The organism is Syntrophomonas wolfei subsp. methylbutyratica (assembly GCF_001570625.1).
Classification (GTDB): domain Bacteria; phylum Bacillota; class Syntrophomonadia; order Syntrophomonadales; family Syntrophomonadaceae; genus Syntrophomonas; species Syntrophomonas methylbutyratica.
Map to the genome: position 1 here is coordinate 110,665 of NZ_BBQT01000003.1, position 24,213 is coordinate 134,877.

22 protein-coding genes and 2 pseudogenes are annotated in these 24,213 nt (G+C 42.8%); 16 read left to right on the plus strand and 8 right to left on the minus strand.

Annotation, left to right across the window (positions count from 1 at the left end; genetic code table 11):
- Nucleotides 1-223 precede the first annotated feature (223 nt).
- The 4 genes from AWB54_RS03735 (at nucleotide 224) to pstB (ending at nucleotide 4,389) form a co-directional block, all read left to right on the plus strand.
- Nucleotides 224-1,405: a substrate-binding domain-containing protein gene (locus tag AWB54_RS03735; RefSeq protein ID WP_061213279.1), complete on the plus strand. Its 1,182-nt coding sequence runs from the start codon at nucleotides 224-226 to the stop codon at nucleotides 1,403-1,405.
- A 191-nt stretch (nucleotides 1,406-1,596) separates the two neighbouring features.
- The gene (gene pstC, locus AWB54_RS03740; protein WP_061213280.1) at nucleotides 1,597-2,631 is read left to right on the plus strand and encodes a phosphate ABC transporter permease subunit PstC; all 1,035 of its coding nucleotides are present in this window, start codon (nucleotides 1,597-1,599) and stop codon (nucleotides 2,629-2,631) included.
- Nucleotides 2,624-3,565 (plus strand): phosphate ABC transporter permease PstA, encoded by a 942-nt coding sequence (gene pstA / locus AWB54_RS03745; RefSeq protein ID WP_061213281.1) that lies wholly within the window; start codon nucleotides 2,624-2,626, stop codon nucleotides 3,563-3,565. Before pstC ends, pstA begins: the two co-directional genes overlap by 8 nt.
- Nucleotides 3,566-3,630: 65 nt before the next feature.
- On the plus strand, nucleotides 3,631-4,389 hold the full coding sequence (pstB, locus tag AWB54_RS03750) for a phosphate ABC transporter ATP-binding protein PstB (RefSeq protein ID WP_061213408.1): 759 nt from the start codon (nucleotides 3,631-3,633) through the stop codon (nucleotides 4,387-4,389).
- 4 nt (nucleotides 4,390-4,393) lie between these two features.
- On the opposite strand, the gene AWB54_RS15600 is transcribed toward pstB, so the two are convergent.
- Together AWB54_RS15600 and AWB54_RS03765 are read right to left on the minus strand one after the other, a co-directional pair.
- Nucleotides 4,394-4,738 carry a hypothetical protein gene (locus AWB54_RS15600; protein ID WP_160328902.1) on the minus strand — a complete coding sequence of 115 codons (345 nt, stop codon included), beginning with the start codon at nucleotides 4,736-4,738 and terminating at the stop codon, nucleotides 4,394-4,396.
- Nucleotides 4,739-4,994: 256 nt separating this feature from the next.
- Nucleotides 4,995-5,738: a phosphatase gene (locus AWB54_RS03765; protein ID WP_061213284.1), complete on the minus strand. Its 744-nt coding sequence runs from the start codon at nucleotides 5,736-5,738 to the stop codon at nucleotides 4,995-4,997.
- Nucleotides 5,739-6,433: 695 nt separating this feature from the next.
- On the opposite strand from AWB54_RS03765, the gene AWB54_RS03770 reads away from it, so the two are divergent.
- Both AWB54_RS03770 and AWB54_RS03775 read left to right on the plus strand, forming a co-directional pair.
- Nucleotides 6,434-6,985, plus strand: coding sequence for a DUF5662 family protein (locus tag AWB54_RS03770; RefSeq protein ID WP_061213285.1), 552 nt, complete (start codon nucleotides 6,434-6,436; stop codon nucleotides 6,983-6,985).
- Between the two features lie 486 nt (nucleotides 6,986-7,471).
- Nucleotides 7,472-9,130 (plus strand): methyl-accepting chemotaxis protein, encoded by a 1,659-nt coding sequence (locus tag AWB54_RS03775; RefSeq protein WP_061213286.1) that lies wholly within the window; start codon nucleotides 7,472-7,474, stop codon nucleotides 9,128-9,130.
- 322 nt (nucleotides 9,131-9,452) lie between these two features.
- Here AWB54_RS03775 and AWB54_RS03780 read toward each other — a convergent pair whose 3' ends face one another.
- The 4 genes and pseudogenes from AWB54_RS03780 to AWB54_RS03795 form a co-directional block, all read right to left on the minus strand.
- Nucleotides 9,453-11,249 carry a DUF4153 domain-containing protein gene (locus tag AWB54_RS03780; RefSeq protein WP_061213287.1) on the minus strand — a complete coding sequence of 599 codons (1,797 nt, stop codon included), beginning with the start codon at nucleotides 11,247-11,249 and terminating at the stop codon, nucleotides 9,453-9,455.
- Nucleotides 11,250-11,647: 398 nt separating this feature from the next.
- Nucleotides 11,648-13,204: an ABC transporter permease family protein gene (locus AWB54_RS03785; protein WP_160328903.1), complete on the minus strand. Its 1,557-nt coding sequence runs from the start codon at nucleotides 13,202-13,204 to the stop codon at nucleotides 11,648-11,650.
- 13 nt (nucleotides 13,205-13,217) lie between these two features.
- Nucleotides 13,218-13,562 (minus strand): annotated as a pseudogene (locus AWB54_RS16625) (FtsX-like permease family protein); the annotation flags it as partial.
- Nucleotides 13,519-13,875, minus strand: a pseudogene (locus AWB54_RS03795) (ATP-binding cassette domain-containing protein); the annotation flags it as partial. The pseudogenes AWB54_RS03795 and AWB54_RS16625, both read right to left, overlap by 44 nt.
- A gap of 53 nt (nucleotides 13,876-13,928) precedes the next feature.
- Between AWB54_RS03795 and AWB54_RS03800 the strand changes: the two are divergent.
- The 8 genes from AWB54_RS03800 to AWB54_RS03830 all read left to right on the plus strand — a co-directional run bounded on the left by AWB54_RS03800 (nucleotide 13,929) and on the right by AWB54_RS03830 (nucleotide 19,935).
- The gene (locus AWB54_RS03800; protein ID WP_061213290.1) at nucleotides 13,929-14,756 is read left to right on the plus strand and encodes a sensor histidine kinase; all 828 of its coding nucleotides are present in this window, start codon (nucleotides 13,929-13,931) and stop codon (nucleotides 14,754-14,756) included.
- Nucleotides 14,757-14,819: 63 nt separating this feature from the next.
- On the plus strand, nucleotides 14,820-15,266 hold the full coding sequence (locus tag AWB54_RS03805) for a GNAT family N-acetyltransferase (RefSeq protein WP_061213291.1): 447 nt from the start codon (nucleotides 14,820-14,822) through the stop codon (nucleotides 15,264-15,266).
- A gap of 130 nt (nucleotides 15,267-15,396) precedes the next feature.
- A complete protein-coding gene (locus tag AWB54_RS03810) occupies nucleotides 15,397-16,233 on the plus strand; it encodes a MerR family transcriptional regulator (protein ID WP_061213292.1) in 837 nt (278 codons plus the stop codon).
- A gap of 27 nt (nucleotides 16,234-16,260) precedes the next feature.
- Entirely contained in the window at nucleotides 16,261-17,172 is a 912-nt protein-coding gene (locus AWB54_RS03815; protein WP_061213293.1) for a hypothetical protein, read from the plus strand.
- A gap of 181 nt (nucleotides 17,173-17,353) precedes the next feature.
- Nucleotides 17,354-17,515 carry a zinc-ribbon domain-containing protein gene (locus AWB54_RS16630; protein WP_368664460.1) on the plus strand — a complete coding sequence of 54 codons (162 nt, stop codon included), beginning with the start codon at nucleotides 17,354-17,356 and terminating at the stop codon, nucleotides 17,513-17,515.
- Nucleotides 17,516-17,702: 187 nt separating this feature from the next.
- Complete coding sequence (locus tag AWB54_RS03820; RefSeq protein ID WP_061213294.1) at nucleotides 17,703-19,019, plus strand: ATP-binding protein; 1,317 nt, start codon at nucleotides 17,703-17,705, stop codon at nucleotides 19,017-19,019.
- Between the two features lie 329 nt (nucleotides 19,020-19,348).
- Nucleotides 19,349-19,627 carry a type II toxin-antitoxin system Phd/YefM family antitoxin gene (locus tag AWB54_RS03825; protein ID WP_061213295.1) on the plus strand — a complete coding sequence of 93 codons (279 nt, stop codon included), beginning with the start codon at nucleotides 19,349-19,351 and terminating at the stop codon, nucleotides 19,625-19,627.
- The gene (locus tag AWB54_RS03830) at nucleotides 19,624-19,935 is read left to right on the plus strand and encodes a type II toxin-antitoxin system RelE/ParE family toxin (RefSeq protein ID WP_061213296.1); all 312 of its coding nucleotides are present in this window, start codon (nucleotides 19,624-19,626) and stop codon (nucleotides 19,933-19,935) included. The genes AWB54_RS03825 and AWB54_RS03830 overlap by 4 nt, the downstream gene beginning before the upstream one ends.
- Before the next feature lie 253 nt (nucleotides 19,936-20,188).
- Here the strand turns inward: AWB54_RS03830 and AWB54_RS03835 are convergent, their stop codons facing one another.
- Together AWB54_RS03835 and AWB54_RS03840 are read right to left on the minus strand one after the other, a co-directional pair.
- A complete protein-coding gene (locus AWB54_RS03835) occupies nucleotides 20,189-20,752 on the minus strand; it encodes a hypothetical protein (RefSeq protein WP_061213297.1) in 564 nt (187 codons plus the stop codon).
- Nucleotides 20,753-20,764: 12 nt separating this feature from the next.
- Nucleotides 20,765-22,957, minus strand: a complete 2,193-nt coding sequence (locus AWB54_RS03840; protein ID WP_061213298.1) for a DUF3160 domain-containing protein — start codon at nucleotides 22,955-22,957, stop codon at nucleotides 20,765-20,767.
- A 450-nt stretch (nucleotides 22,958-23,407) separates the two neighbouring features.
- Here AWB54_RS03840 and AWB54_RS03845 point away from each other — a divergent pair, with 450 nt between their 5' ends.
- Both AWB54_RS03845 and AWB54_RS03850 read left to right on the plus strand, forming a co-directional pair.
- A complete protein-coding gene (locus AWB54_RS03845; RefSeq protein ID WP_061213299.1) occupies nucleotides 23,408-23,695 on the plus strand; it encodes a type II toxin-antitoxin system Phd/YefM family antitoxin in 288 nt (95 codons plus the stop codon).
- Complete coding sequence (locus AWB54_RS03850; RefSeq protein ID WP_061213300.1) at nucleotides 23,688-23,999, plus strand: type II toxin-antitoxin system RelE/ParE family toxin; 312 nt, start codon at nucleotides 23,688-23,690, stop codon at nucleotides 23,997-23,999. Before AWB54_RS03845 ends, AWB54_RS03850 begins: the two co-directional genes overlap by 8 nt.
- Nucleotides 24,000-24,213 lie beyond the last annotated feature (214 nt).

Consider the following 24,213-nt stretch of genomic DNA (forward strand, 5'->3'; position numbering starts at 1 on the left):
TCATTACGTTTTGTGCCTTGAGTAAAGGGAACGGACTGATTATAAATATGTCTCCCGCCTCGTTGCAGCAGTGTGTTGAAACTGCTCCGCAGTTTCTTCTGATGCTTAAACTTAAATTATTTTACGATAGCGTTAAATAGATTTAAGGAAATCAAGGTGGTAAATTTACACTTCAATGGTATAAATAAACTAGTGATATTAATTAATGAAAGGAAGGATTGTGTTGCGAAAAATTAGGAAAATGGTGGTGCTGGTTCTGGCTTTGTCGATGTTGCTGAGCGTGTCTATACCGGCAATGGGAGCAGATGCTATTGCTGTCAAAGTTGATGGCAAGAAGATTGAACTGGATGTCGCACCGGTGATCGAAAAGAGCAGGACACTGATTCCGATTCGGGCAGTTGTCGAGGAACTGGGAGGCAATGTAATTTTTAATGCATCTACCCAGGCCATCAGCATTAATACTGCTGACCAGGAGGTTAAGCTGACCCTTAATTCCAAGCAGGCTTTAGTCAACGGCGCGAGCCAGGAACTGGAAGTGCCGGCCAAGGCCGTTGACGGCCGAACCCTGGTACCTCTGCGTTTTGTGGGTGAAGCTCTGGGTGCTGATGTTGCCTACGATGCAGCAAGTAAAACCGTTAATGTAAAATATTTCAGCAATATGAGCGGAACTCTTAAGATCGGCGGATCAACTACAATTCAACCTTTGGCGCAAGCCGCTGCCGATAAGCTAATGGCTGGCAATCAAGGCCTTTCCATTACTATAGCAGGTGGAGGTTCCGGTGAAGGGATTAAAGGAGTCCATGCCGGTACTTTCAATATCGGCAATGTTTCACGCGATCTGGAGGCGGCTGATAATGTCAGTTATCCCGGCCTGATTAGCCACCGCATAGGAACCGATGGAATTGCCGTTATCGTTAATCCCAAAAACACAGTGGAGAATCTGACCAAACAACAGGTTATAGATATATTTACCGGTAAGATTAAGAATTGGAAGGAACTTGGCGGTAAGGATGCTGCTATATTTGTTCAAACCCGGGAAGCAGGCTCAGGAACTTTGACCGCTTTTGAAGAACTGGCTTTACTTAAGAAGTCTAAAGTGCTGGCAACCGCCACACCTCATACCTCCACCGGACTAATCAAAGAAGCCGTGGCCCGGAATGAAAATGCGATTGGTTTTATCTCTCTGGGTTATATGGACAATAGCGTGAAAGCACCTAAGGTTGAAGGAGTTAGTGCTCTAAAGTCCAAGGCTTTATCCAAAGAATGGCCTTATGTGCGCAGTTTAGTGATTGTAAGCAAGGGAACCCCCAGTGGTTTAACGGCCAAATATGTCAACTATCTGCTCAGTCCGATGGGACAGCAAATCGTGTCTCAGGATTATCTGCCGCTCAAGGTCGTGGATTAATCTAATAGTAGGGTTTGATGCAAATCGCTCCTTGGGCATAACGATGTGCTTATCAGGCCTCAATCATGAAATATATTTGTGTACAACGAACTCCTGAAAAGGAAAAAGAACTGCGGTGCTTTCGGGTTTGTTAAGCCGGAAGTACCGCTGGTGCATAGGCAATCTAAGCAAGCGCGGGGTGGTGAATAGATTTGCAATCATTTGAAACCAGCAGTCCGGAAGAAAAGCTTTTTGCAGTCAGAATAGAGACTAAAAATCGTTTAAACCTCATAAGTGTAAGGGATAGCATTAGTGAAAAGCTGGTTTTTTTATTAACTACGGCCAGTGCCATAGTAATAGTCTTCATATTTATTTTCATAGTTAAGGAAGCTGCTGCTGTATTACAGGTGAATTCCATTAATTTTGTGACCACGAGCGGTTTTGACCAGCAAATCATCAATGCCTACAATGCGCCTGCGGATAAACCAATCTGGCAATTCGGCGCCCTCGGTCTGCTGCTGGGCACCTTGACCACTACTCTGGGGGCGCTGTTATTGGCGGTTCCTATGGGTATGAGCACCGCCATAGTAATTACTGAATTAGCCCCTGTAAGGCTCAGATATATACTGCGAATAGTAATAAGGCTTCTAGCTTCCATACCTTCAGTTATTTACGGACTCATCGGGCTTATGGTGGTAGTGCCTTTTATTCAGGAACTGCTCATAAGCTCCGAACTGCAGATACGCTACATTGACCGCTTTCAGCTGGCCGGCAACAGCATGCTGGCCGGCATTGTAGTTCTGAGTATAATGATAGTTCCTATTATTACGGCTTTGGCAGTAGATGCCATTAATGCCGTACCCCATCATTATAAAGAAGCTGCCTTGGCTCTTGGAATTTCTCACTGGGGAACTATCCTCAGGGTAATACTGCCGGCTGCCAAATCCGGCATCCTGGCCGGTATCATACTATCGGTGGGAAGGGCTGTAGGTGAGGCGATAGCGCTTTCCATGGTCAGCGGCGGTATTGGCAATATACCTCAACCCGGTGATGGGATGGTGTTTTTCCTCACGCCGGTACTTACGCTGGCTTCGGCTATCGTAAATAAATCGGAAATAATGTCTGTGCCTACTATAGAGGCGGCACTTTTTGCCTGCGGGCTGGTATTGCTGGTCACCTGTGTCGGTTTGAGCCTGTGTGCCCGTCTGGTTGAATATCTGGTTAAAAGGGGGGAAGGGCGTGCTTGATTATCAAAAGCTGCGGGATGGAACCGGGCATGTCCTGGCCTGGCTTTTTTCCAGTCTGTCCATAGTTGCCTGTCTTAGTATTATTTTTTACCTTTTTATCAGAGGATTTGCGCAAATCAATCCTGATTTTATTCTTACTCCGCCCAATCCCACTTTAAATCAGGATATGAGCGGCGGTATAAGCACTCCCATCGCGGGTACCTTCTTGCTCACCTTAACCGGGATTTTGCTCGCTGCCCCCTGGGCATTGGCAACTGCCATATACCTGGCGGAATATGGCGGCAGTCAGGCCATGGTGCAGATATTCCGTCTGGCTATCGATGTGCTGGCAGGGGTTCCCACCATAGTAATAGCTATTTTTGGTCTGGCAATTTTTAGTCTTCCCCAATTGGGTTTTCTCAGTTCGATGGTGGAGGGAGTGGATGGGGTGGAGCGTTCTTTCGGCCGCTCGTTTCTAGTGGCGGGAATTACTATGGCTATTATGATACTGCCTTTTGTAATCAAGATCTGTGAAGAAGCCCTGAAAGCGGTACCCAATTATTACCGGGAAGCAGCTTTGTCTATGGGGGCCAGTAAATGGCAGAGCATTGTAACAGTAGTTCTGCCTTCAGCCCGTCAGGGTATACTGACCGGAATAATTCTCGGCATGGGAAGAATTATTGGAGATACCGCGATAGTATGGCTGACTCTGGGTGGAACCATACGTATGACCGGTATACAGCCCTGGTGGTATCCGGTCCACTGGTGGAGCACCCTCTGCAATACTGGTTCTACGCTGACCTCATATATTTATTTTGCCTCGCCCGCCGGCGAGGGCAATATGCCGGACAAAGCCTTTGGAGCCGCCTTGGTGTTAATTATCTTGATTATTGTGTTAAATATTTTTACCGATCTGCTGGAACGTTTCGGTGCTAATAAAATCAAGGGGAATTAGGTGTGGAAAAGGAAAGCTTTATTGACGGGGTGCTTGTTCATAGCCAGTCGTCCACCACTTTTAGTCTGGATAGTTCAATTATATCAATCCAGGATCTAAATGCCTGGTATGGTCAAACTCAGGCCCTTAAACAGGTTAATTTGAAAATTTACAAAAACCAGATTACCGCATTTATTGGTCCTTCTGGCTGTGGTAAAACCACATTATTGCGCTGTCTTAATCGTATGAATGATTTAATTCCGGGATTCGACTTGAAAGGCTCCATAGAGTTGCAGGGAGAAAACATATATGCTCCCGGTTATAGCGTAAACAAGCTGCGCAAGCAGGTGGGCATGGTTTTTCAGCAGGCCAATCCTTTCCCCCAGACCGTACTAAATAATCTAAAATTGCCGCTGGAAGAGAATTTTAGAAAATTGGGCAAAGCTCAGCTTAAACAAATAGCTATAGACAAGCTGAAAGACACGGGCTTGCTTGAAGAGGTTAAAGACCGTTTGCAGCAATCAGCCCTTAAACTATCCGGTGGGCAACAGCAGAGGCTATGCGTGGCCCGCGCTCTGGCGATAGACCCGGAAATACTGCTTCTTGATGAACCCTGTTCCGCACTGGATCCCATTTCGACATCAAAGATTGAAGCCTTGCTGATACGACTCAAGGAGCGATATAGCATTGTTATTGTAACTCATAACCTGCAACAGGCGGCTCGAATTGCTGACTACGTTGTATTTTTTTACCAGGGCGAAATCGTCGAGCAAGGCCTGCCGCAAGAGATTTTCATAACTCCCAGGATGAAGCTTACTTCGCAATATTTGCAGGGGATGTTCTGATTTTCTAAGCCGTAGGGGGACGAAATGCCGGGCTACCACCGCATAATTTAAAGACCGGTACTAAGAAAGTATTCCTGGGCATTGAACAAGGTTTTACCACGGCGGTTAACCCGAATATAATTACCATCGGGCAGCAACAGGCGAGCTTTTCAGTGTCTTTCAGGTAGGCCTGAAGTATATCCAGGATGCGCAAGCGCAGGCTGTTTTCCTCTATGGGAAAGATTATTTCCACGCGGCGGTCCAGGTTGCGCATAAGCCGGTTTTTCCCGTTGCTGCAAAACTCCGATCTGGCTGTAATCAGGCAGGTAGGGGTGCTGTTGCAGCTGGCCCGCAGCCTGGACCGATCCATGAGCGGCATTATTAATGATTTAAAAGTTGATATACGTGGTGATGATGTAATCATAAAACTATCAGTACAGATAATGCGGAGTTGGAGATTTATGATACCCTGCAGCATTTTGATGAGTTTAAGAAAATATTCAATAAGAATCTTTTTATTATGTAAGGGAAGCAGGGTAAGCGCTTTTAGTGTGTTTGAACCTTATACCGCGCATATATCCCGAGGACAGAGGAAAGAAGGGAATTACAGAAGGTAAAGTGTGCGGTTACTGCGCCTGTAATACCGGCTTAATTTGTTGCCTATGCCAGCTTAGATATTCGTCAATTTTACGGGAAGAAGAATTAAGAATTTGGCTGTTGCGGATACCTGCATCCAACGCCAGATCCATTGCTTTGGCATTTTCTCCGACATTGTAGCAAATGTGGGCATCACTGTTGATGCTTACCAGAGCATTATGCTTCTTGGCGGCCTTGGCAAATTGGCTGCACAGAGACTGGCTTCCAGGTCTCACTACAAAAGAACTGTTGTTCAGTTCAATTGCCTTGTTGTATTGCTTGGCGGCCAGTACTACCTGTTCAACATCTATAGGAAATCGGGGATTTCCGGGATGAACGATAATATGCACATAGGGATTTTTAATCGCCGCAACCATAGCCTGAGTATTTTCCTCAACGCCTCTGCCGCTATAACCGGTTTCATCATGGAACCCGGCCAAAACGATGTCCAGGTAATCAGACATCACTATTTCCGGCATATCAACATTACCCTCCAGATCAAGGATATTGGCCTCTACGCCGCGCAGCACCTCGACCCCCTGCATCACCCGGGGCAGCGAAATCAAATTGGTAAAGTAGTACCAGTGGGGAGCACCAGGCATTTTAAGGCCATGGTCGGTAATCGCGATCATTTTCAAGCCTTTCTCGCTGGCTATATCCGCGATTTCTTTAATGGTACTGTAACCGTGGCCGCTCGCGGTCGTATGAATGTGTAAATCAGCTTCCAGTTTCATTATTTTCACCTCCTTTTGACTATATTTTAAACCCCTTTTCTTAAATTGATTTAATCTTAAGGTAAACTCTTCGTTAAAATGTCTTAACACTTTGCTACATAGATATCGAACCTGGGCCGACATTATGAGCATGTTCGATTTTCTGCAGCAAACTGCGAAGAGGCCCGCATTCCTTCTGTCGGCTGGTATGAGGAAACTGCTGTGACCTTTTTGGATGATGGTAAGTTCCTTAAAGGATTATCAAAAGGGGGAGGTAGGTTTCCGTCCGGAAAGGTTTCTGTTCTTTCAGGATTTCGGGAGGGGAATTCTTCCTTGGTGTGGTCTATGGTTTTGGTTCCACATATGGTGGCACACAACCCGCATGGAACAAGTCCCCTAGTCAATATTCATATTTAAACATCAGAAGACCTCCTTAATATGATTCTGGTTAAAAAACCTTTAATAATTTTTTGATGTATTACATAATAATAAGACCATTTCAAACCGATGGTATCATATGTATAGTATTTAATTGACCAAAACTCTTGTCAAGCATACCTCATATACAATTGATGACTGGTCCCCCTCCGATATAATCCCAAATAATTTACAAAACTACAGGTCCGTTTTTACCTTGGGGTAATAAAGCTAAAACGTTTATAGCGGATAATTTAGATGGTGCAAAAACTGATCTCAAACAAGCGGGAGGAGAGTAGATGAAATATCTCAAATTCTTAAGCTATCTTATCCGCCATAAATGGTTTGTATTCCTGGAATGCTTACGTTTAGGAGTCCCATGGCGCGGCATCACCCACGACCTGAGTAAATTCCTGCCTGGAGAGTTCATAGCTTATGCAAACTGCTTCTATGCAAACCAACATTGTTCTGAACAAATGGAAGCTCCCAACTCTAAAGAATCCTACATGCTGGCCTGGCTGGTTCATCAAAAGCGTAACCGTCACCACTGGCAGTGGTGGATTCTGTATGGGGAAGAGAACGAGCCGTACGCTACAGCTATGCCTGATCAATATATTAAAGAAATGGTAGCCGACTGGTGGGGGGCAGGCCGGGCGCAGGGCAAGCCGGACATTATAGCCTGGTACCAGGCCAACCGGAACAAAATGGTCTTGCACCGGGCAACCCGAAGGAGAGTGGAGTATTTGCTGTTGCATTATAGAATTACTGGTGTTGGGTATGAGCAGGGTAGTGCCGGTATAGTCAATGGCTTGTTAATAAATGCTATGGAAAACCACTCTTTATCTTTATAGGCCTGCCTGTCTTGAATTCTAAAAGTAAAAAGCTGGTTGTATGGACGAAGATTTTAACGGCTTTGGATAAAAGCCGCTTTAAAAAGCAGAAGGGTAATTCTGCTTGCTCTCCCCGACCTTTTTGAGGGCAGGTCTGTTGCAAATACCCGGATAGGGCATAATGCCTTCATCCTTTATCCAGCTTTAGGAATATTATAGAGCACTATTGTAAAAAAGCATCCTATGCGTATGTAAAAGATTAAAATCTTCTCACTTTCGCCTGTGATGTTTACTGACTGTATTTAGCTTGAGTTTTCCTCCCAAAATCTGTTTTTCACTCTCTTATCCTAATTCTTACTAATCTCCATCTCGAGGCCATTACTGTTTATTAAACCCGTGTTTTTACATATATTTACCTAATGTTTATAGCCGGTAAACATTAAAAAAATATTGCTGACTTAGAATTGAGTTTATGAAAAATGCCAATTCTCAGCAATAGGAGGAACTATGAACAAGCTTTCAATACGGAAACAAATCATTATTACTTTTGGATGTATCATATTCTTTACGGTCGGGCTTTTGACGGTGGTTGCCTGGAACCTTCAAAAAGAGCAGTTTTTGTTCATGGCTGAAGCTCAATTGCAGGATGCGGCTGGGAATATAGTAGAGAAGATATCTGTAATGCAGGCATTACTTGACTCGCGTCAATTCGACAGCAAGCTTGGCTATTATTTGGGAAATCAAAGATCCAGCTTCTTGCAAAGAGGTTATCACCTCAGTCAATATATGGTAAGCAAGCAGGGGACAGCAGTAAAAGCATATGGTGATTTAAAAACAATGCCTCTTACGCAAAATGAAATAAATAATATGTTGCAAAAAGAGCGGGGTATTTTGCATGTAAAAGTAGTTGAACAAATGTACACAGTAGCTTATGACTACTCTCTAGAAAGGCAATCGCTTATAGTGCTGATCATACCGGAGCTTGATTACTTGAAGCCGGTATGCAGAATACGGAACATAACTGTAGGCATAGGGCTTTTATCCTTGTTTGTTTCCTATCTGGCCGCAATGTTTATAATCATTGGCATAACCAGGCCTATTGATAGAATAGTGGAGCAGGTGCAAAGAGTTGAAAAAGGCCATCTGGATTTATCTTTGCCCAAATCTGGCACTGCTCCCGAACTATTAGTTCTAGCAGCGACTATTAATCGTATGCTTCAGTCTATACGCTATTTTCTGACCAAGGTTAAAGAAATGGTTGCCCGACTCAACTGTTCAAGCAATGAATTGGCTGAGCAGGCTGGTCAGATAAAAGATGATTCAGGCAATATTGCTGCCGAGATTACCTTAATTAGTGAAGAAGTTAACGAACAAATGGCCGCCGTAGTCAGGACTCGCTGTGTTAGTCAACAATTAACAGGATTGGTGGAAAACGTGCTAACTGCCAACAATGCTTCGCTGGCAGTTAGTCAGGATATAATCCATTATTCAGGACGAGGACTGGAAGCAATTAATCAGGTGAAAAGCGAAACAAAAAGAGCTTGTGAGGCAACCATTAACACCCGGTTTACTTTTGATGATCTTAACCGCCAATTTACCCAGATACACACAGTTAATCGTTCTTTAGAGGATATTGCCAGACAGACCAAACTGCTGTCATTCAATGCTACTATTGAAGCTGCCCGTGCAGGGGAGAAGGGCAGGAGCTTCAATGTGGTTGCCGAGGAAATCAGCAAATTGTCACAAATGTCCCAGGATTTTTCACAACAGACTGCAGTTTTGGTAACGAACGTTATAAAGGAGTTCAACCATTTGAAATCAACGCTTGATCAGATGTATCTGGCTGTTACCCAAAGCGCTGATTCAGTTCAGAATGCCGGTGATGTATTTGATGCGATACAAGAGCAGGTCTATAAAAACAATGATGTAATCGGGGAGGTATCACAAGCAACCGATGCTATGTTAAAGCTGATTGAGAACGTGGTCAAAGAAATAGATATAATATACAATGATTCACATACAATCGTAAACAGCATTCCGGAAATCCTGCAATCCTCTTATAATCAGGCGGAGAACACCAGCCGCATGCTTGAACATTCATCACATTTGAAAGAGCTGGCGGTTGAGCTTCATCAAGTAACCAACTTCCTTCGGAGTGAGCTGTAATTGCAAAGTGACTGGTGTGAACTGGAAGATAAAATATGCATCTACCTTTTTATCAACTTGGGGATTCTGAACCTTTAATTATTAACACTTTTTTTAGCCGATTGGTCAGGATATGCTTTCATGAGCAATAGTCACGGATTCAGATATCTCTCTAATATCTTCACTCAGCTTAACAACCATTTTTAGCAAGGGACAGGGGAAGGGACAGTGGGACAGGTCCCTTGTCCCACTTAGAAAGCGATTTCATAAACATTTTTAGCTTTTTGACAATTTCCAGCAAATCTTTAACAGATGTCAATTCATCAGGGTTAAGCACCCCGCCTTACCTTTGAGCCGGAAGCGAAATCAGGATAAACATGTTGTAATCAGCCCCAGCGTCTCCGCCGGTACCATAGGTAATACCGATATTCTGGAAGATAATTCGCATTTTACAGTTATTATTTTCTACATCCAGGGTCAAATCTTCAGCATCCAGGGATTCCTTGGGAAGGTTACTGATACCGGTAATGGAAACAGCAAAATCATATAAACCGGTGGATATCAGTTTGTCGCCCGCGTCATTCTGAACTGATACCCGGGCTTCCTTTGCTGACACGGGGTCAAGTATTAGTTTATATGAGAATCCGTGCACCTCAAAGTTATAAGTCATGATTTCTTTAGGATCCATTCCTCTGTAAGTACCAGCCTGGAGCAGAACATCATAGCCCTCAATGTTAATTGGTTTTTGCATATCTAAATGGGCGAAGAAGTTGTTCTGGTCGACCCCTAGATATTTGTAAGCGGGCTCAAAACCCAGGGTCTTCTCCATATCTCTATTGGTTTGAAAATCAGCCGGAAGCCAGGCAACCTCTTTAAGATAGCCTCGCCTTTCCAGGTAGTTTAAGATACTGGTGGTCTCCAGTCGTAAGGTCATATCGGCATCGCTCTTAGGGTTAATCTTTCCATTCACTAATACGCCCTCTGTCTGCAGGTAGTTTTCCAACCGGGTTATCTGGCTGTTACGTGATACTGTGAAAGCATCTGCCGGCGGAAGAATCGAAAGTATAGCAAAACCCGCTGCCAGGAGGGCAATGAGTCCATTTTTCTTGACCGGTGTAAAGGATAGCAGCATAGCAATTACAATAGAAAAGATACCAAACAAAGCAATATAGTAGCGGGATTCCGTGACACCATAAGCACTTAGTCGTATATATACGGAAATAAGCTGCATAACTACAATTGGGATTAATGCCTTAGGGAAGATACGCTGATAAAGGACAGCAAAGCGGTTTTCCAGCCCGCTGGCCAGAATATAGATGATGAGTCCGGCAGCAGAATAAGCCAAAATCATTGGTCCCAGCTGACCGGAGGGCCAGTTCATGGTAACCCCGATTTTGACGAAGTAAGCCAGCAAAACCAGCGTATACCCAGCAACCAATGGAACAGCTATATAGGAAATCAGTATCTCCAGAAAATGAGGGCACTGGCTCGCCTCCTGGGCATAAGTCTGATCCAATTCCGTTTCCGAATTGAAACGGGGCAGGAGCGATAGATAATAAGTGGTTGCGAAAAGAATCCAAACGATGGCCATCATATAGCCATAAGCATCACTGTTGACCTTAAAGAGCAGGATATCGATAGCCCCAATAATCGATGCCAGGCCGGCCGCAAGCACTCCAGCATAGAGAATCGATGTTAAGGCCGATTTAAAGTGAATCAAGGCCACGCTGTTAAAATCAAACTTACCCTGGTAAGATGGCAACCAAATGAAAGCACAAAACATGGAGATTACCGCCACCGATGTCCGGGCGCCTACCCCATAATCTATGGCCGGTGCCGGGGAAATGATAAAATAATAGCCCAGGGTAAGGAGGGCGGATAATGCATATAGCGCCCAACGCAGCCTGGCCAGGCGTGGAAAACGTTCACAGGCAAACTGGGCGGTAACCCCTATGAAAGAACCCAGCAGAAAGACAAACATCAGCTTTTGGACGATTAAATCGGGGCTTTTATGCAGAGAAATCATGTAACAGGTCAAGGTGGTACAACAAATCAAAAAGAATACGGTTAACGGAAAACGTAAAACTGCTTTGGATAGTCCCTGAATAAGCTTGAGGATGGCTTTGCTAAAACGTTTCATGTTATCTCCGCCTTCCAATTTTAAAATACATTTCAATATTACTATATTCGTTGCTTTTTTTTGAATGGCAAAGATAGACAGTGACAAATTTATTCAGACAAATGCTATTGTCTTAATTCATACCCACCCCGCCAAATATGAATAAAATAATATGAAAAATAAGTTTTATCTAATAGATACTCGCACCAACAGGTAAGCGTCCTAATTTACATACCAAAATTCGAAGGGCATAACAACCCGGTATTTACCCTTAGTATTCATAGCATATGTCAGATAATAGCCGTGCTCCCACTCATTCGTTTTAACACCCGGCCAGATGAAATAGCGGGAACACGGGCCTCCTCGATACTATTTGACCGACCTTAGATCGGGGTTTATACTTCCCTTAAGGCTCCTAGTTAAATAGATCGCAAATTTCCCGAGTTGACAATCCGGTTATATGAATTTACTGTCAACTGGTAATAGATAAGATAGATAAGCGTATAAACAGCTATTGTTATGATTGTTGATATAACCAGATTTGTAACCAGTAAATTAGCTAAAGCCATCAGTGCTACCCAGCTATGTGCTATTCCAACCATTAATGGAAAAAGGAATACATAAAGAAGCTGCTTGCGAATAGAAGCGTGTATTTCATTTCTGCTAACTCCTATATTGCGCAAGATCTGATAGTTAAGTTCTTCTTTTTGGGCTTCATTCAACTGCCGGAAGTAGATGATACTGCCGGTGGCGAGCAGGATCACCAGGCCCAGGAAACCACCGATGAACATAAGCATACCTCGTTGCTCCATATTCAACATGTATTCTGAGTAGTATGAATTCCAAGTATATGCAGGAAGGATTCTCCCAAGTTCAGCAGTTAATGCCTGGCTATCTTTTTGATTGTCCACGATTAACGCTCGCAAGGAATTTGGTTTTTCAGCTTTTGAGAGTTGCTCATAAGCTTCATCTTTTAGCACCAGGCTGGTCCAGGTATTACTATTATTCGTTAACTTGTAAGGCCGACGGTCTACGATAAGGAATTCCGGTTTGCTTTTATCATCCAACTCCAATAATACCGTTTTATCTACGAAATCTCCCCTGAAATCATAGTCGGAATGCACAATAACAGCGCCTTCCTGCTTAGACATATTTACTTTATCCCAGCCTTTTATTTGGGCTAGTTTATTATAGTTGCTCTCTGAGATCAAAGCGAAATGAGTATCGAGACCGGGTAAGCTTCCCCGGGCCGAGATAAATTCAATTTCAACCGAATGAAGCAACTGGTTTTGCGGATATTGGAGCAGGGTCTGATTTACTTTTTGGTCCCGATCAGCATTGCTCCAGTAAACATAACTAAAAGGATTATGGTAGTTTACTGCATTATTAATATCATAATAGATGCCATAACTCATCCCCACAGCAGTCACAGTGGTAGCGCTTAATACGGCGATGGTAGCCAGGAGGGTAGCATTGCTTTTTATCCGGTACAAGAGATTAGAAACACTGATTAAGTTCATGCCCCGATAATATTGGGAAGTATTTTTCTTGGATAGTCTGATCACAAATACCATAAAGGAGTGGAACAAGCCATAGCTTCCTATGATTACCAGCGCTAAGACCATTGGTGCATACAGGAGAAAGTTCTCAGTTAAATGAAATGCCAAGCTATAGCCCGCAACGATTAATGCCATAGAAACCAGAGCAAGAACCAGCGATGCTTTTGGTTCGGTTTCCCCGCTCTGTCCAGCACGGAATAAATCCACCAGTTTGAAACGGTATATCAGGCTGTAAGCGTGGAGAGAAATGACAACAAAAATAATTAAAAAGACCGTAACTGTATTAAATATAGCTTGTGGGGATATGGCGAAATATACCTGTACAAAATGTCCCATAAGTCTGAAGAAAAGCATGACAAAGAGTTTTGAAAATATACTCCCCACTATAATGCCTACACCAAGTGCTGCAATACCCATTAGTTAGGTTTTCATAGAAAAGCATCCGGGCTACTTGCCGTTTTTGCAGCCCCAATAAAGAATAAAGCCCTATCTCCTTCTTTCTTTTCCGAGTAAAAAAGGAATTGGAATAACCCATAAAGATAGTTGAAAAGACGGCAACGCTTATTGTACCCAACTTCAACATATACCGGGTGGTTTCTCCTACTGTTTGGGCTACCTGTTCATTGTATTGAATGGAGGTGAAAACGTAGAAAACCACAATGCTGAAAACCATGGAAACAAAGTAGAGGAAATAGTTTTGAAAGTTTTTCTTTATACTCTTAGCGGTGATACTAAATAAAATCACGCTTACCACCTCCCATAACGGCGAGAACATCGAGTATTTTCTGGAAGAATTCTCTGCGTGAGCCTCCTCTTACCAGCTCAGTAAATAAGCGGCCATCTTTTATAAAAAGAATCCGCTTACAGTAACTGGCGGCAAAGGCATCATGGGTTACCAGCATGATGCTGGCACCATTTGTTTCATTTAAATCGCTTAAGCACTGCAGCAGTTCGGCAGATGCTTTGGAATCCAGTGCCCCGGTGGGTTCATCCGCCAGGATCAGGCTGGGTCTATGGATGATCGCCCGTGCTGCCGCTGTGCGCTGTTTTTGCCCCCCAGAAACCTCATAGGGGTACTGTTGCCTTATTCCTGTTTTGTGCTTATCTTATGGCGACCTATCTGCTCAGGAAGGGATACTATATGCAAATAATCAGGGCTATTCATACGGAAAAGGAAGCTCTATATAGTTTGCCTGCAGCGCAGAACTATGAACATAAGCTGTTTAAAAAGCTTCTGTTCAAAATCTATGACGAGCAAAACAGCAGACTTGAAAAAATCCATGCAGAGAAAAAGGAGAACTTCGAATTTATATCCTCCTGGATACATGAAATTAAAACCCCCATTGCTGTTAGCAAACTATTACTTGAAAATAATAGTTGTAAAGATGAGGGGGGATTGTTAAACAGTCTAGAGGAAGAAATCGAGCTGATTGAGCGTTTGGTAGAACAGGTGCTTTATTATTCGAAGATAGATGATTTTTCTCGGGATTACTTTGTTCAAGAATTAGAACTTAATAGAGTGCTTAGGGAGAGTATTAAAAAACATGCCAAGATCTTTATTGCTAAGAATATAAGAATTGAGATGGAGAACCTGGACATCACGGTTACTACCGATAAAAAGTGGCTGCTCTTTATTCTTGACCAGATTATTTCAAACTCTTTGAAATATACTCCTCCAGGAGGGCTCATCAAGGTTTACACTGAAAAAGATGAGCGGGAGAAAAGGCTAATTATCATGGATAACGGTATTGGTATACGACCTGAGGATATAGACCGGGTATTTGAACGAGGTTTTACCGGGTATAATGGCAGAGAGTTCAATAAATCAACTGGTATGGGTCTGTATTTGGCAAGAAGACTAGCGCGCAAGCTGGGACATGACATGTCCATAGATTCTGTTTACGGGGAATATACCCGGGTAATGATTCATTTCCTTAAACTGAGTAAAGGGGGCGGAAGACTGTCTTAAATAGAAAACCAGGAAATCGGCGTAAATCAATTTGAGCAAATATTGATTAGGGAGGGACGATAAATGGTTGAAATCATCAGAACACCAGAAACAAAACTCATCCAGAGATTGGCCGAGATGGAGACTCAGGCTTTTGAAGGAGGGGGATTGAACGAATGGACTTTTGTTCCTTTTATTCGCCATGGATTGGTTTTCTGCATCAGATTGCAGGGCGAAGTTGTCGGGGTAGCGGAATACATGAGAGACTGGGAGCAACCTTCCATAGCATACTTAATCGGAATATCAATTGATGAATCTCATCGTGGCAAAAACCTGGGGACTACCTTGTTGCGCGACAGTATGGAAGAACTGAAGCGTTATAATATAACTAATATCGAACTTACCGTTAGTCCTGAAAACCATTCTGCGGTAGCGGTGTACCAGCGTAAGCTCGGATTTGAGGTAATCGAGCATCGAAAGAACGAGTACGGGGACGGTAAAGATCGCCTAGCTATGAGTATTATCCTTTAATAAATGATATGCATTGGGCGGACAGGTCCCTTGTTCAATTAATCAGAGAATTCAAAGCTTAAAAAATATAAATACTATTTGACCCCGACCTAAGGTCGGGGTTTATACTTCCCTTAAGGTGGGATGAAGCTTGGAGAAACAACTTAAAATAGGGGAATTTGCAAAACTGACCGGAGCGACTGTAAAAACGGTACTCCACTATCACAAGATGGGCCTGCTGGCTGAAGCGAAACGCTCACCAGGCGGATATCGTTTGTATGGGGTGGCTGAATTGAATCGTATGCGATCCATCAAACGCCTCAAATACCTGGGTTTGAGCCTGGAGCAGATCAGGGGAATATTGGGTGAACCGGGCGGCCATAAGTCTTTCCGCTCGGTTTTGCTCGCTATGCAAACCGAGCTGTTGAATCAAATCCAGACCTTGACCGAGCGAGTGGAAAAAATCCAGATCTTGTTGCAGGAAGAACAGGAAAATTTACTGGAATGCACCAATGAATCGCCATCTTTCAAAATGGTTGTTGCCATACTGGGAGAAGAAGCCCGAGAACAATACCTGGATATTTGCCCGGAAATATACGAGCAAGAACGGAAGCTATATGAGATTATAGATGATTTGCAGTGGGGTGTGGATTATGAGGATATTCTACGCGAAGTAGCTGAGTATTTCAGAGATAATCCCGATAAGTACTATGATTCCTTGGTTTTTGGTACTAAAATATCTGCGATAGCTGAGCTCTTACCTGATTCGCCGGCAGTCAAGGAACTGGCGAGTGAGTATGCCGAATTTATAAAGAGCCTTCCTTTTTATCAAAAACTCATGAGCCATGAATCAGCTTTGCAAAAATCCCTGAACTCCTTGTGGCGGGATATGTTTGCAGAAGTATATTCCCCTGCTCAGATAAAATTTGTAGAAATACTGGGGGAGTATTTAGAGTCCGGTAAAAGCAGCGGACAAAACCGCGATTAGCCGTAATACCTGATAAGGAGGAGTTCTATGTGCAGAAAAGCAGTGCAGTTAAACAGACTTCGGCGCTATACTCTGCCAATACTAATGATAGTCGTGGTTGGCGGTATTATTGCACATAATACCGGTGCAGTCTCCAAGGATAATCTGTGGTATGGTCTTTTGCTGCCAGCCGTTTTGGAATTACTGTTTATAGTCATATGCCTCATAAATATCAGTAAAATTGTCCGCCGCTACCGGAGATTAAAAAGCGAAGGCTGGGAGGTGCTTGATGCCTGGCAGAATGCCCTGGAAATCATAGTCTCGCCCCGGATAGCCCGCATGCTTATTCTTGAACCCCGTCTTTACCACACTCTTTATTTATCTATAAAAGGGAAAGCCGTTGCGAATGGCGAACCGGGTTTTGGCACCTGCAGAGATTCATACGCCTTTTTTGTCAAAGTATTTATTTTTCTATGTTTATTGGAAATCATTGTAGTTACGATTCTACTCCCTCATCGTTGGATGGTTTGGAAAATGCTGCATTTGTTATTGGGATTGTGGGCTATCATGTTCCTCTGGGCTGACTATCGTGCTATGGACATTTATAATCATAGTCTCAGCTTAACCGGAATGAATTTACGGCTTGGTTTGCGCTGCAATTGGCAAATATGTTGGGACGACATTGCCAGGGTGCAAAGAATTTCCCTGACTGCTCCGAACGGCACTATGAGTCCGGGTATGGTTAAATCCCATCCGGGTTTGTTTTACCTGGGACTTGGCAGTATTTGCAATGTGGAGTTGATTTTGAAAGGGCCGCGATGCTTTCAGGGAATGATTAATGAGATTCCGGGGGTGGCGCGAATTATGCTTTCTCTGGAAAAACCGGACGATTTTACAGATCAAATCCTATCAATAAAGCCGGAATTATATGCTACCGAAAAAGATAAATCTGATAAATGAACCTTTCACGTTATGTCTTACCCGGAAGTTCTCCCTTCCGAAGCAGAAAAAGCTCGGACAGTAATACGGGTCAGCGGAAAATAAGTAAAAACCGGGCGACTCAAATGAGCAACATGGATATATTGTTTGCCTTCTTGTTGCTGGCAGCCATTTTGTTTTGTTCCTTTTCATTGCCCGGCTTATGTTCAATATATGCGCAAACTGTAGTCAAGAGCAAAGCAACGACCTGAAATTCTGCACATCCTGTGGCACCTTATTAAAAAGCTGTTGCCCTGAATGTGGCAATGAACTAAAAGAAGAGTGGGAATACTGCGGAAGTTGCGGCCATAAAATGGGGTCATAAAGCTCTTTGGCGGAGATTATGGGTTTAAGGGTTAGGGTAATTGAGGTGAAAATCGGGTTAAGCAGGGTGAGGATAGAGTAGAGAGGAAAAAATGTAGAATTAGATAATTTCTTTTAATGCTGAAAAGGAAAGCGTAATCAGCTAGAATAAATAACAGGGTTAATTGCTTAATGAGGGCAGTGATTATATGAGTAATGATGGTTTGAATTTGCAGCGCTTGCTGCTATACCGGCAGATCTTGAAAGACGAGACTATCCGAAAAGCTCAAGAACTGGTGCTTATGATGGATACGCCTAGTCAAAAACTTCGCTCAGTAGAGAAATGCTATTTTGCTATGCTGCAATCCTTGATTAAAGCTGCTGAAAGAAACAAGTGGAACGGGGATTTATGGAAAAACCATGTGCTGGAATTGATTTTGGATGATGAAAATATCTTCAGCCTGGCCTGTGAGAAAAACGGGGAGAAAATCAGTGCTGGCCTATATCAATCAGCCTTGCATGATATTGCTGTTCTAAAAGAGCTGTTTAATTTCAACCTGCCGGAGATAGCTGAGAAATTGGGAATGAACACTTCAGTTTTTTCCTTTAACTTTCAAAGTGATGGTTCAGAAGACCATTTCCATACCCCGTATATCTTCAAATTCCATCAACTCAAGGAACTTTTCACTCAGGACGAATCACCCCGGGCGCTACTGTCCTCACTGGCTGAATTTTATCATGTTGCCGGTTGTGGAACTATGAGAAAGTTTCATGCCTTCTCCTGGAATAAAGGTCTTCAAGGCATAGAAAACCCTGATCCGGTTATGTTGGAAGATTTGGTTGGATATGAATACCAAAAGAAAATCCTGCTGGGCAATACGGAAGCATTTATAAGCGGAAAGAAAGCCAATAATATCCTGCTCTACGGAGAAAGGGGAACCGGGAAATCATCCTCGGTAAAAGCTTTGCTTAACCAATTCGGAGACCGGGGATTGCGCATGATTGAACTGGGCAAAAGACAGTTGCTGGAATTGCCTGACATTATTAAGACCGTAAGTAAGCGGGGCTTGAATTTTATTATTTTTATTGATGATCTTTCCTTTGAGGAATTCGAAATCGATTATAAGGAAATTAAAGCTAGCATTGACGGGAGTTTACAGGCCAGTCCCGATAACATGATTCTCTATGTAACCTCCAACCGCCGGCATTTGATCAAGGAAAACTGGAGCGACCGCAAGCCCTCAGGAGAGGAAGTCCACATATCAGACACTTACCAGGAAAAGCTCTCTTTTGCCGACCGTTTTGGCATTATGATATCCTACCAGTCCCCTGGGCAGGAGGAATACTTGCAAATTATTAATGAACTGGCCAGAAGGAATAAGGTGGCTATGCCTCCCAAAGAACTGGAAAAGCTTGCTCTCCAGTGGGAAAGGAAGTATCATGGCTGTTCAGGAAGAACTGCACAGCAGTTTATCACCCATATTATGGCCTCAAACCGCCCTAACGCTGAAACCTGGTATAGTTAAGGATGTTGCCAAACGTCTGAGTCAAACATGTCAGAATCGAAAAGAGCCGGTATTCTTTTTATAAAATCGTGTATCCTGATTAGGTGAATAGTCCGAATCAACGGGATAGCGTTTATCCTTATGACATCTCAATTGGTCATTTATAACAGTTCTTGATTTTCCTGATAATATGCGGCACCCTTAACAGAACACGGGTTCCGTTAAGGGATGGTGGCCTATGATGCCTGCCTGCAAGAATAACGATTGATACTATAGTCATATTGTGATATTATATGACTATAGTATGTCACAATATGATTTTTAGAAAGTTATTGGAATGAGGTGATACCATGGAAGCAGCAATCAGACCATCGGCAGATTTAAGAAATCATTATAGTGAAATCTCCAAGCAGTGCAAAGAATCAAGAAATGCTGTTATTATTACTGTAAATGGACGAGGTGATACAGCAGTTCTTGGTCTACAGGATTACTATCAGATGAAATCGGAACTGGAACTACTTAGAACACTTGCAGAGGCGGAAGATGATGTTAAAAATGGGAGATTGGCACCAATGCAGGATTCGTTCGATGATCTTCGTGCATCTTTACTGGAAAGGAAGAATGGATGAAGTACAAAATATTACGAACGGATAAAGCGGAGGAACAGCTCCGTGAAATCATTTTTTATATTGCCGAAGATTCTGGTGATATTGATATTGCACTTGGATATTTAGACAAGATTGAAACAGCAATTAATCGTCTTCAGGAGTTTCCAGAGTCGGGAAGTGTTCCTCGATATTCGATTCTGAAAAAGCAAGGGTATAGAGTGGTGATTGTTGAAAGGCATCTTGTTTTTTATAAGATAAATGATGCAGATAAGTTAGTAATTATATATGCCATTGTAGATGGAAGAAGAGAATATCGTAATTTGATATAATAGTTGAACCGGAGCATTAGTCAATATATTTGTCTCGAGGAATATTAAAGAACAGATGTGATTTCTGTTAAAGTTGTGAATACGCAATGGAAACGGATACCTGAGCAGGGAGGGATAATGGAATAGTTCCCACGTCCTGATTTGTCAGGAAGCAAGGGGACGTTCTTTTTGCTTCCTAAGGTCAAGGGGGCGGTTCTCTTGAAATCATTTCTGCTAGAGTTATAAGATGAGAGTAGTTTTTATCTACATCTTGTCAAATACGATAGAATCCCCATTGTTTCCAGGTCCAATTACTATATTCTTTTCCTATAATTATAGGCCTACCGGCACAATAGCTACTGTAAAAGCCTTCCTCGACGGCTAAAAAAGTTTTACCGGAAGGGTCTTTCTCGACGGTAAAACTCTTAATTGGCCGGTCCAGAGCAGATGAACACCAGCGGGGTATTAATTTATTGCCAATCAGTCGATGCACAAATAAATGACAGCTATAGTTATTTTCCTCTTGCTCATACCATAACGGCTTATGGCGGTCAAAGCTGCCCCGTTTCCACAGCACCATAATCAGCTCCGGGGTTCCATCTCCGGTTGCATCATCCAGAGCAAAAGATTGAACATTCCATTCCGGTGGGGAACTCCAGTCGATACCACCTGGCTGAGTAACAGTCAGTTTCCCCCGGGTGAGATGATAACTTTCCATAATGCCATCATGATTCAGGTCGTAAGTTGCATGTTGTTCCGGTTTGTTTGCCAAGAAAAGGAAAGCTAAAAGCAGTAGCATGAATACTACTGCTTTTATAGCAACAATTTGTTTCCGCATAACTAGCTTCATCTAATTAAAAATCTGGAGTAAATCTACAGAAGCCGTGCCCTTTATGCGATAATTAGCGGTCCATTCCGGAAGGGCCGGGGCTTTATCGTTATATATCATCTCTTGCCACTTCTGGTCAGTTAACCGGTCTGCTGCATTCCAGGGGAATTCATAGTAGGAGTATACCCCACCTTTGGCTATCCGCAAAGTACCGGCAACCGGTACTACCGCATAAATATTATCTACATAACCGGTACCAACCTCCAGAACCTCGGCCGGAGGGTTGGTAGCCACATCGGCAATCAGCATAGCGGGGAAGTCGGAAATTTGCGAGCGGCTTTCCAGGCCATCGCCTCGGTAAACCTCATACCAGAAATGTTCCAGCTGTCCGCCAAAAGTACGAATCAGTTCGTATTCTTCCTCAGTCAGGGCTTTATTAGCCAATTCTTTTTCGGAAATAACCTTCAGTTGCAAAACCAGTTCATTAAGTTGATCCATGTTTTGGCTGTCCTTTTGATCTATTAAACCACGCATTTTCAAACCGTCACGGGTCATGGCGGTTAGGGAAGCCAGGCGGGCATACAGGTGAGGATTGGGCTCAACATAACCCCGGTCATCAATTTCCTCCATGCCACCGCCGCCCATTTCGGCATAATTTTGTTTGGTATACAGGATAGTATCATGCTTTAACTCGGCCCAGCTGCCTAAAAAAGTTGCCAGTTCTTTATGATTCCAGGCCTCATTAAGCATGAAAGAAGGATAACCATCGGATTTATCTACGGTAAGCGGCAGCAAAGTATATAACCATGACCAGTACAGGTTTTGGTGCCACTCATCATTAAGTCCGGCAATATATTTTTGCATTTTTGCCATATTGGTGCTGTATTTTTTAAACTCAAAAGCACCTTGTTTTTTCAATATAGTTTCGGCGGTGTCCGAGCCCATGGCGGCCGGAACATCAAGACCACTGGGCAACATACGCCGTTCACCCGCCGGGTTTTCTGTCACCTCGCGATAAATTAAATGCTGGAAAATTTCAGCATCCAGAGTATATCTTTGTCCCATAAAGCGAAATCCTAAGACTTCCTTATCCCGATCCGGCTGGATAGTAGCATCAAAAATAGGAATCGAATTTATAACCGGCGGTTGCAAATCCTTGGCTAATTGGCGAAACTTATCAAAACTCTGGCTATCCTCGGCTATCTTCTTGGGAGTTAGATTCTTGCCATAAGCCTGTTCCAGCAGTTCAATATACTGGTGGTAACCAATATCATCGCTCTTGCCCACCATAAAATCGGTAGTTGTATAGATTTTTTCCCACTCCCGGGCACCAATACCGTTATGTAAAGCCAGGGTCATGAGAATAGCCGAACGAGTCTCATCAGCATCTTTTAAACGGAAGGTAATACGTCCGTACCACATCATACTTTGGAAATACTCTTTCAAATCATCCGTTTTAGCATAATGACCACGGGGAATATACTGGGTATAATCTTCTTTTAAACCTTCTATCAGATCCGGTTTGGTTCCCATGGCCATAACCGGTGACAGTTTAGTAGAATCATGCTTTTTAATAAAACTGATTTCCTGTTCGGCCTCGGTCTTAACTGCAGCTGGAATCCTGGTATCAGGATTTAACAGTTTACTGCCTACGGCAAAAAAAGCTAAATTGCGGCGAGCCGCATTTTCCCAGTCACTGCCCTTTAAATCCTTATAATCCGTTTCCGCCCGCTGTAATAGACTGGCATTCAATTTCTTTAATTCCGGTATCAAGGCTTGCTGTTCAACATTTTGCAACAAATGAGAATAAAAGAGATGATAATTATGAACTACTGCATCCGTGGTAATGAAATTAGGTACATTGTCATAACGGTTAATCTCATAGGTCATAAAAAACTCATGGCCCATAGCGGGAAGCACTACAAAACCATTTTTGATTAATGATTCCCGGGCATTATCCGAAAAATCAAAGCGTTCAGCATTAATCACATTGGATAAATCAGGTGCGACCTTATAAGGCTTAACTATAGCTGTATCTTGCACTGAAATTTCCTTATAAGGTGCAAACTCCTGGGCCAAAGCAATTGCACCAGGATTAGCATCCTTGTCATCCTTGTCTCCAGTTGATGACCCAGCATGGCATCCGGCCATCATTAACAATGCTGCAACTAATAACCCACACCATAATTGCGGCCCCAACCTCCTGTGATTCATTAATATTACCCCCATCCTCTGATACTCTTTCAATCTAATACGCCCAACCCGTCATATAGCTTTCATACTTGCTAGAAAAGCCTATATCTCTAATCATTTTCGCAATATCCACAGATAATATCTCCTTCCTCAAAAATAATAAAAAGATGTTTTCCCTGCGTGGAATAAATTATTTTGGAGACAGGGACAAAATAGAAAAAGCCTCCTGCGGGAATTTATTGGTTTATAACTAGAATATCAAGTAATATTATAGTATGATATTACTTATTTTGGGTGATATAGCATTAAAGAGGAACATTTGTATTACATAAAGCGTTGGATGAAATTGCTGGGAGCAAGAAGTACTGTCTGAAATTGAGGAAATAATGATTTTATGCCCATATATATCTTGCACGGTTTAGCATAATTATGATAAAATCACACTAAATTTAAATGGGAGGTGTTATCTTTATGCTACAAATTAGACCGGTATCCGATTTACGAAATAATTTTGCAGACATTTCCAAAATCGTCCACGAAACTGCACAACCGGTATTTTTAACTAAAAACGGGTATGGCGATATGGTTGTTATGAGTTTTGAAGCCTATGAAAAACTTCAATTTGAAAGTGAAATATATTTTAAACTCAAGGAGGCTGAGATGCAAGCCAGGCTAACCAACCAGCGATTCTCCCATAAAGAAGTCTTCAACCGTTTGAGGCAAACCCTAATGGAAAAGGCAGATAACGAAAATGTATGAGATCACCTATCTGCCGATTGCTGAACAGGACATTGCCGAAATTATTATATACATTTCTAATCAATTGAAAGCGCCGAAAGCTGCGATAGAGTTGCTGGATGCGTTCGACCATTCGATTTTTCTATTACAGGAGTTTCCTTATGCCCACAAAATATACAGGTTGACAAAACCGTTAGAAGAAGAATACCGTTTGCTGCCGGTAAAGAATTATGCGGTATTTTATGTTGTACGAGAGCAGGATAAGAGTGTAGAAGTCCATCGTGTGGTTTATGCAAAGATGGATTTAAGCCAGATTTTAAAGTAAGGCGGTTTTGCCTTTTCCGCCAGGTGACCGAAGAGGATGTAAGAAAAGAATATGAGAAGTCAGGTGGATAATGCCGTAGTTTGTTTAAACTGTGCAGTAATGTAGAAATGTAGGGAACGACCCCTGTGTCGTTCCGAATCAATGATGGTGATTTTATGAATTTACCGCAACGCATTAAGTATTTTTATGCGGATTATATCCGTTGCAGAAGCCC

What these genes read in the sequence shown, in the direction of transcription:
- AWB54_RS15600 (WP_160328902.1), bottom strand. Translation starts at nt 4,738, where the DNA reads ATGGATCGGTCCAGGCTGCGGGCCAGCTGCAACAGCACCCCTACCTGC.
- AWB54_RS03765 (WP_061213284.1), bottom strand. Translation starts at nt 5,738, where the DNA reads ATGAAACTGGAAGCTGATTTACACATTCATACGACCGCGAGCGGCCAC.
- AWB54_RS03770 (WP_061213285.1), top strand. Translation starts at nt 6,434, where the DNA reads ATGAAATATCTCAAATTCTTAAGCTATCTTATCCGCCATAAATGGTTT.
- AWB54_RS03775 (WP_061213286.1), top strand. Translation starts at nt 7,472, where the DNA reads ATGAACAAGCTTTCAATACGGAAACAAATCATTATTACTTTTGGATGT.
- AWB54_RS03780 (WP_061213287.1), bottom strand. Translation starts at nt 11,249, where the DNA reads ATGAAACGTTTTAGCAAAGCCATCCTCAAGCTTATTCAGGGACTATCC.
- AWB54_RS03785 (WP_160328903.1), bottom strand. Translation starts at nt 13,204, where the DNA reads ATGGGTATTGCAGCACTTGGTGTAGGCATTATAGTGGGGAGTATATTT.
- AWB54_RS03800 (WP_061213290.1), top strand. Translation starts at nt 13,929, where the DNA reads ATGCAAATAATCAGGGCTATTCATACGGAAAAGGAAGCTCTATATAGT.
- AWB54_RS03805 (WP_061213291.1), top strand. Translation starts at nt 14,820, where the DNA reads ATGGTTGAAATCATCAGAACACCAGAAACAAAACTCATCCAGAGATTG.
- AWB54_RS03815 (WP_061213293.1), top strand. Translation starts at nt 16,261, where the DNA reads ATGTGCAGAAAAGCAGTGCAGTTAAACAGACTTCGGCGCTATACTCTG.
- AWB54_RS16630 (WP_368664460.1), top strand. Translation starts at nt 17,354, where the DNA reads ATGTTCAATATATGCGCAAACTGTAGTCAAGAGCAAAGCAACGACCTG.
- AWB54_RS03820 (WP_061213294.1), top strand. Translation starts at nt 17,703, where the DNA reads ATGAGTAATGATGGTTTGAATTTGCAGCGCTTGCTGCTATACCGGCAG.
- AWB54_RS03825 (WP_061213295.1), top strand. Translation starts at nt 19,349, where the DNA reads ATGGAAGCAGCAATCAGACCATCGGCAGATTTAAGAAATCATTATAGT.
- AWB54_RS03830 (WP_061213296.1), top strand. Translation starts at nt 19,624, where the DNA reads ATGAAGTACAAAATATTACGAACGGATAAAGCGGAGGAACAGCTCCGT.
- AWB54_RS03835 (WP_061213297.1), bottom strand. Translation starts at nt 20,752, where the DNA reads ATGCGGAAACAAATTGTTGCTATAAAAGCAGTAGTATTCATGCTACTG.
- AWB54_RS03840 (WP_061213298.1), bottom strand. Translation starts at nt 22,957, where the DNA reads ATGAATCACAGGAGGTTGGGGCCGCAATTATGGTGTGGGTTATTAGTT.
- AWB54_RS03845 (WP_061213299.1), top strand. Translation starts at nt 23,408, where the DNA reads ATGCTACAAATTAGACCGGTATCCGATTTACGAAATAATTTTGCAGAC.
- AWB54_RS03850 (WP_061213300.1), top strand. Translation starts at nt 23,688, where the DNA reads ATGTATGAGATCACCTATCTGCCGATTGCTGAACAGGACATTGCCGAA.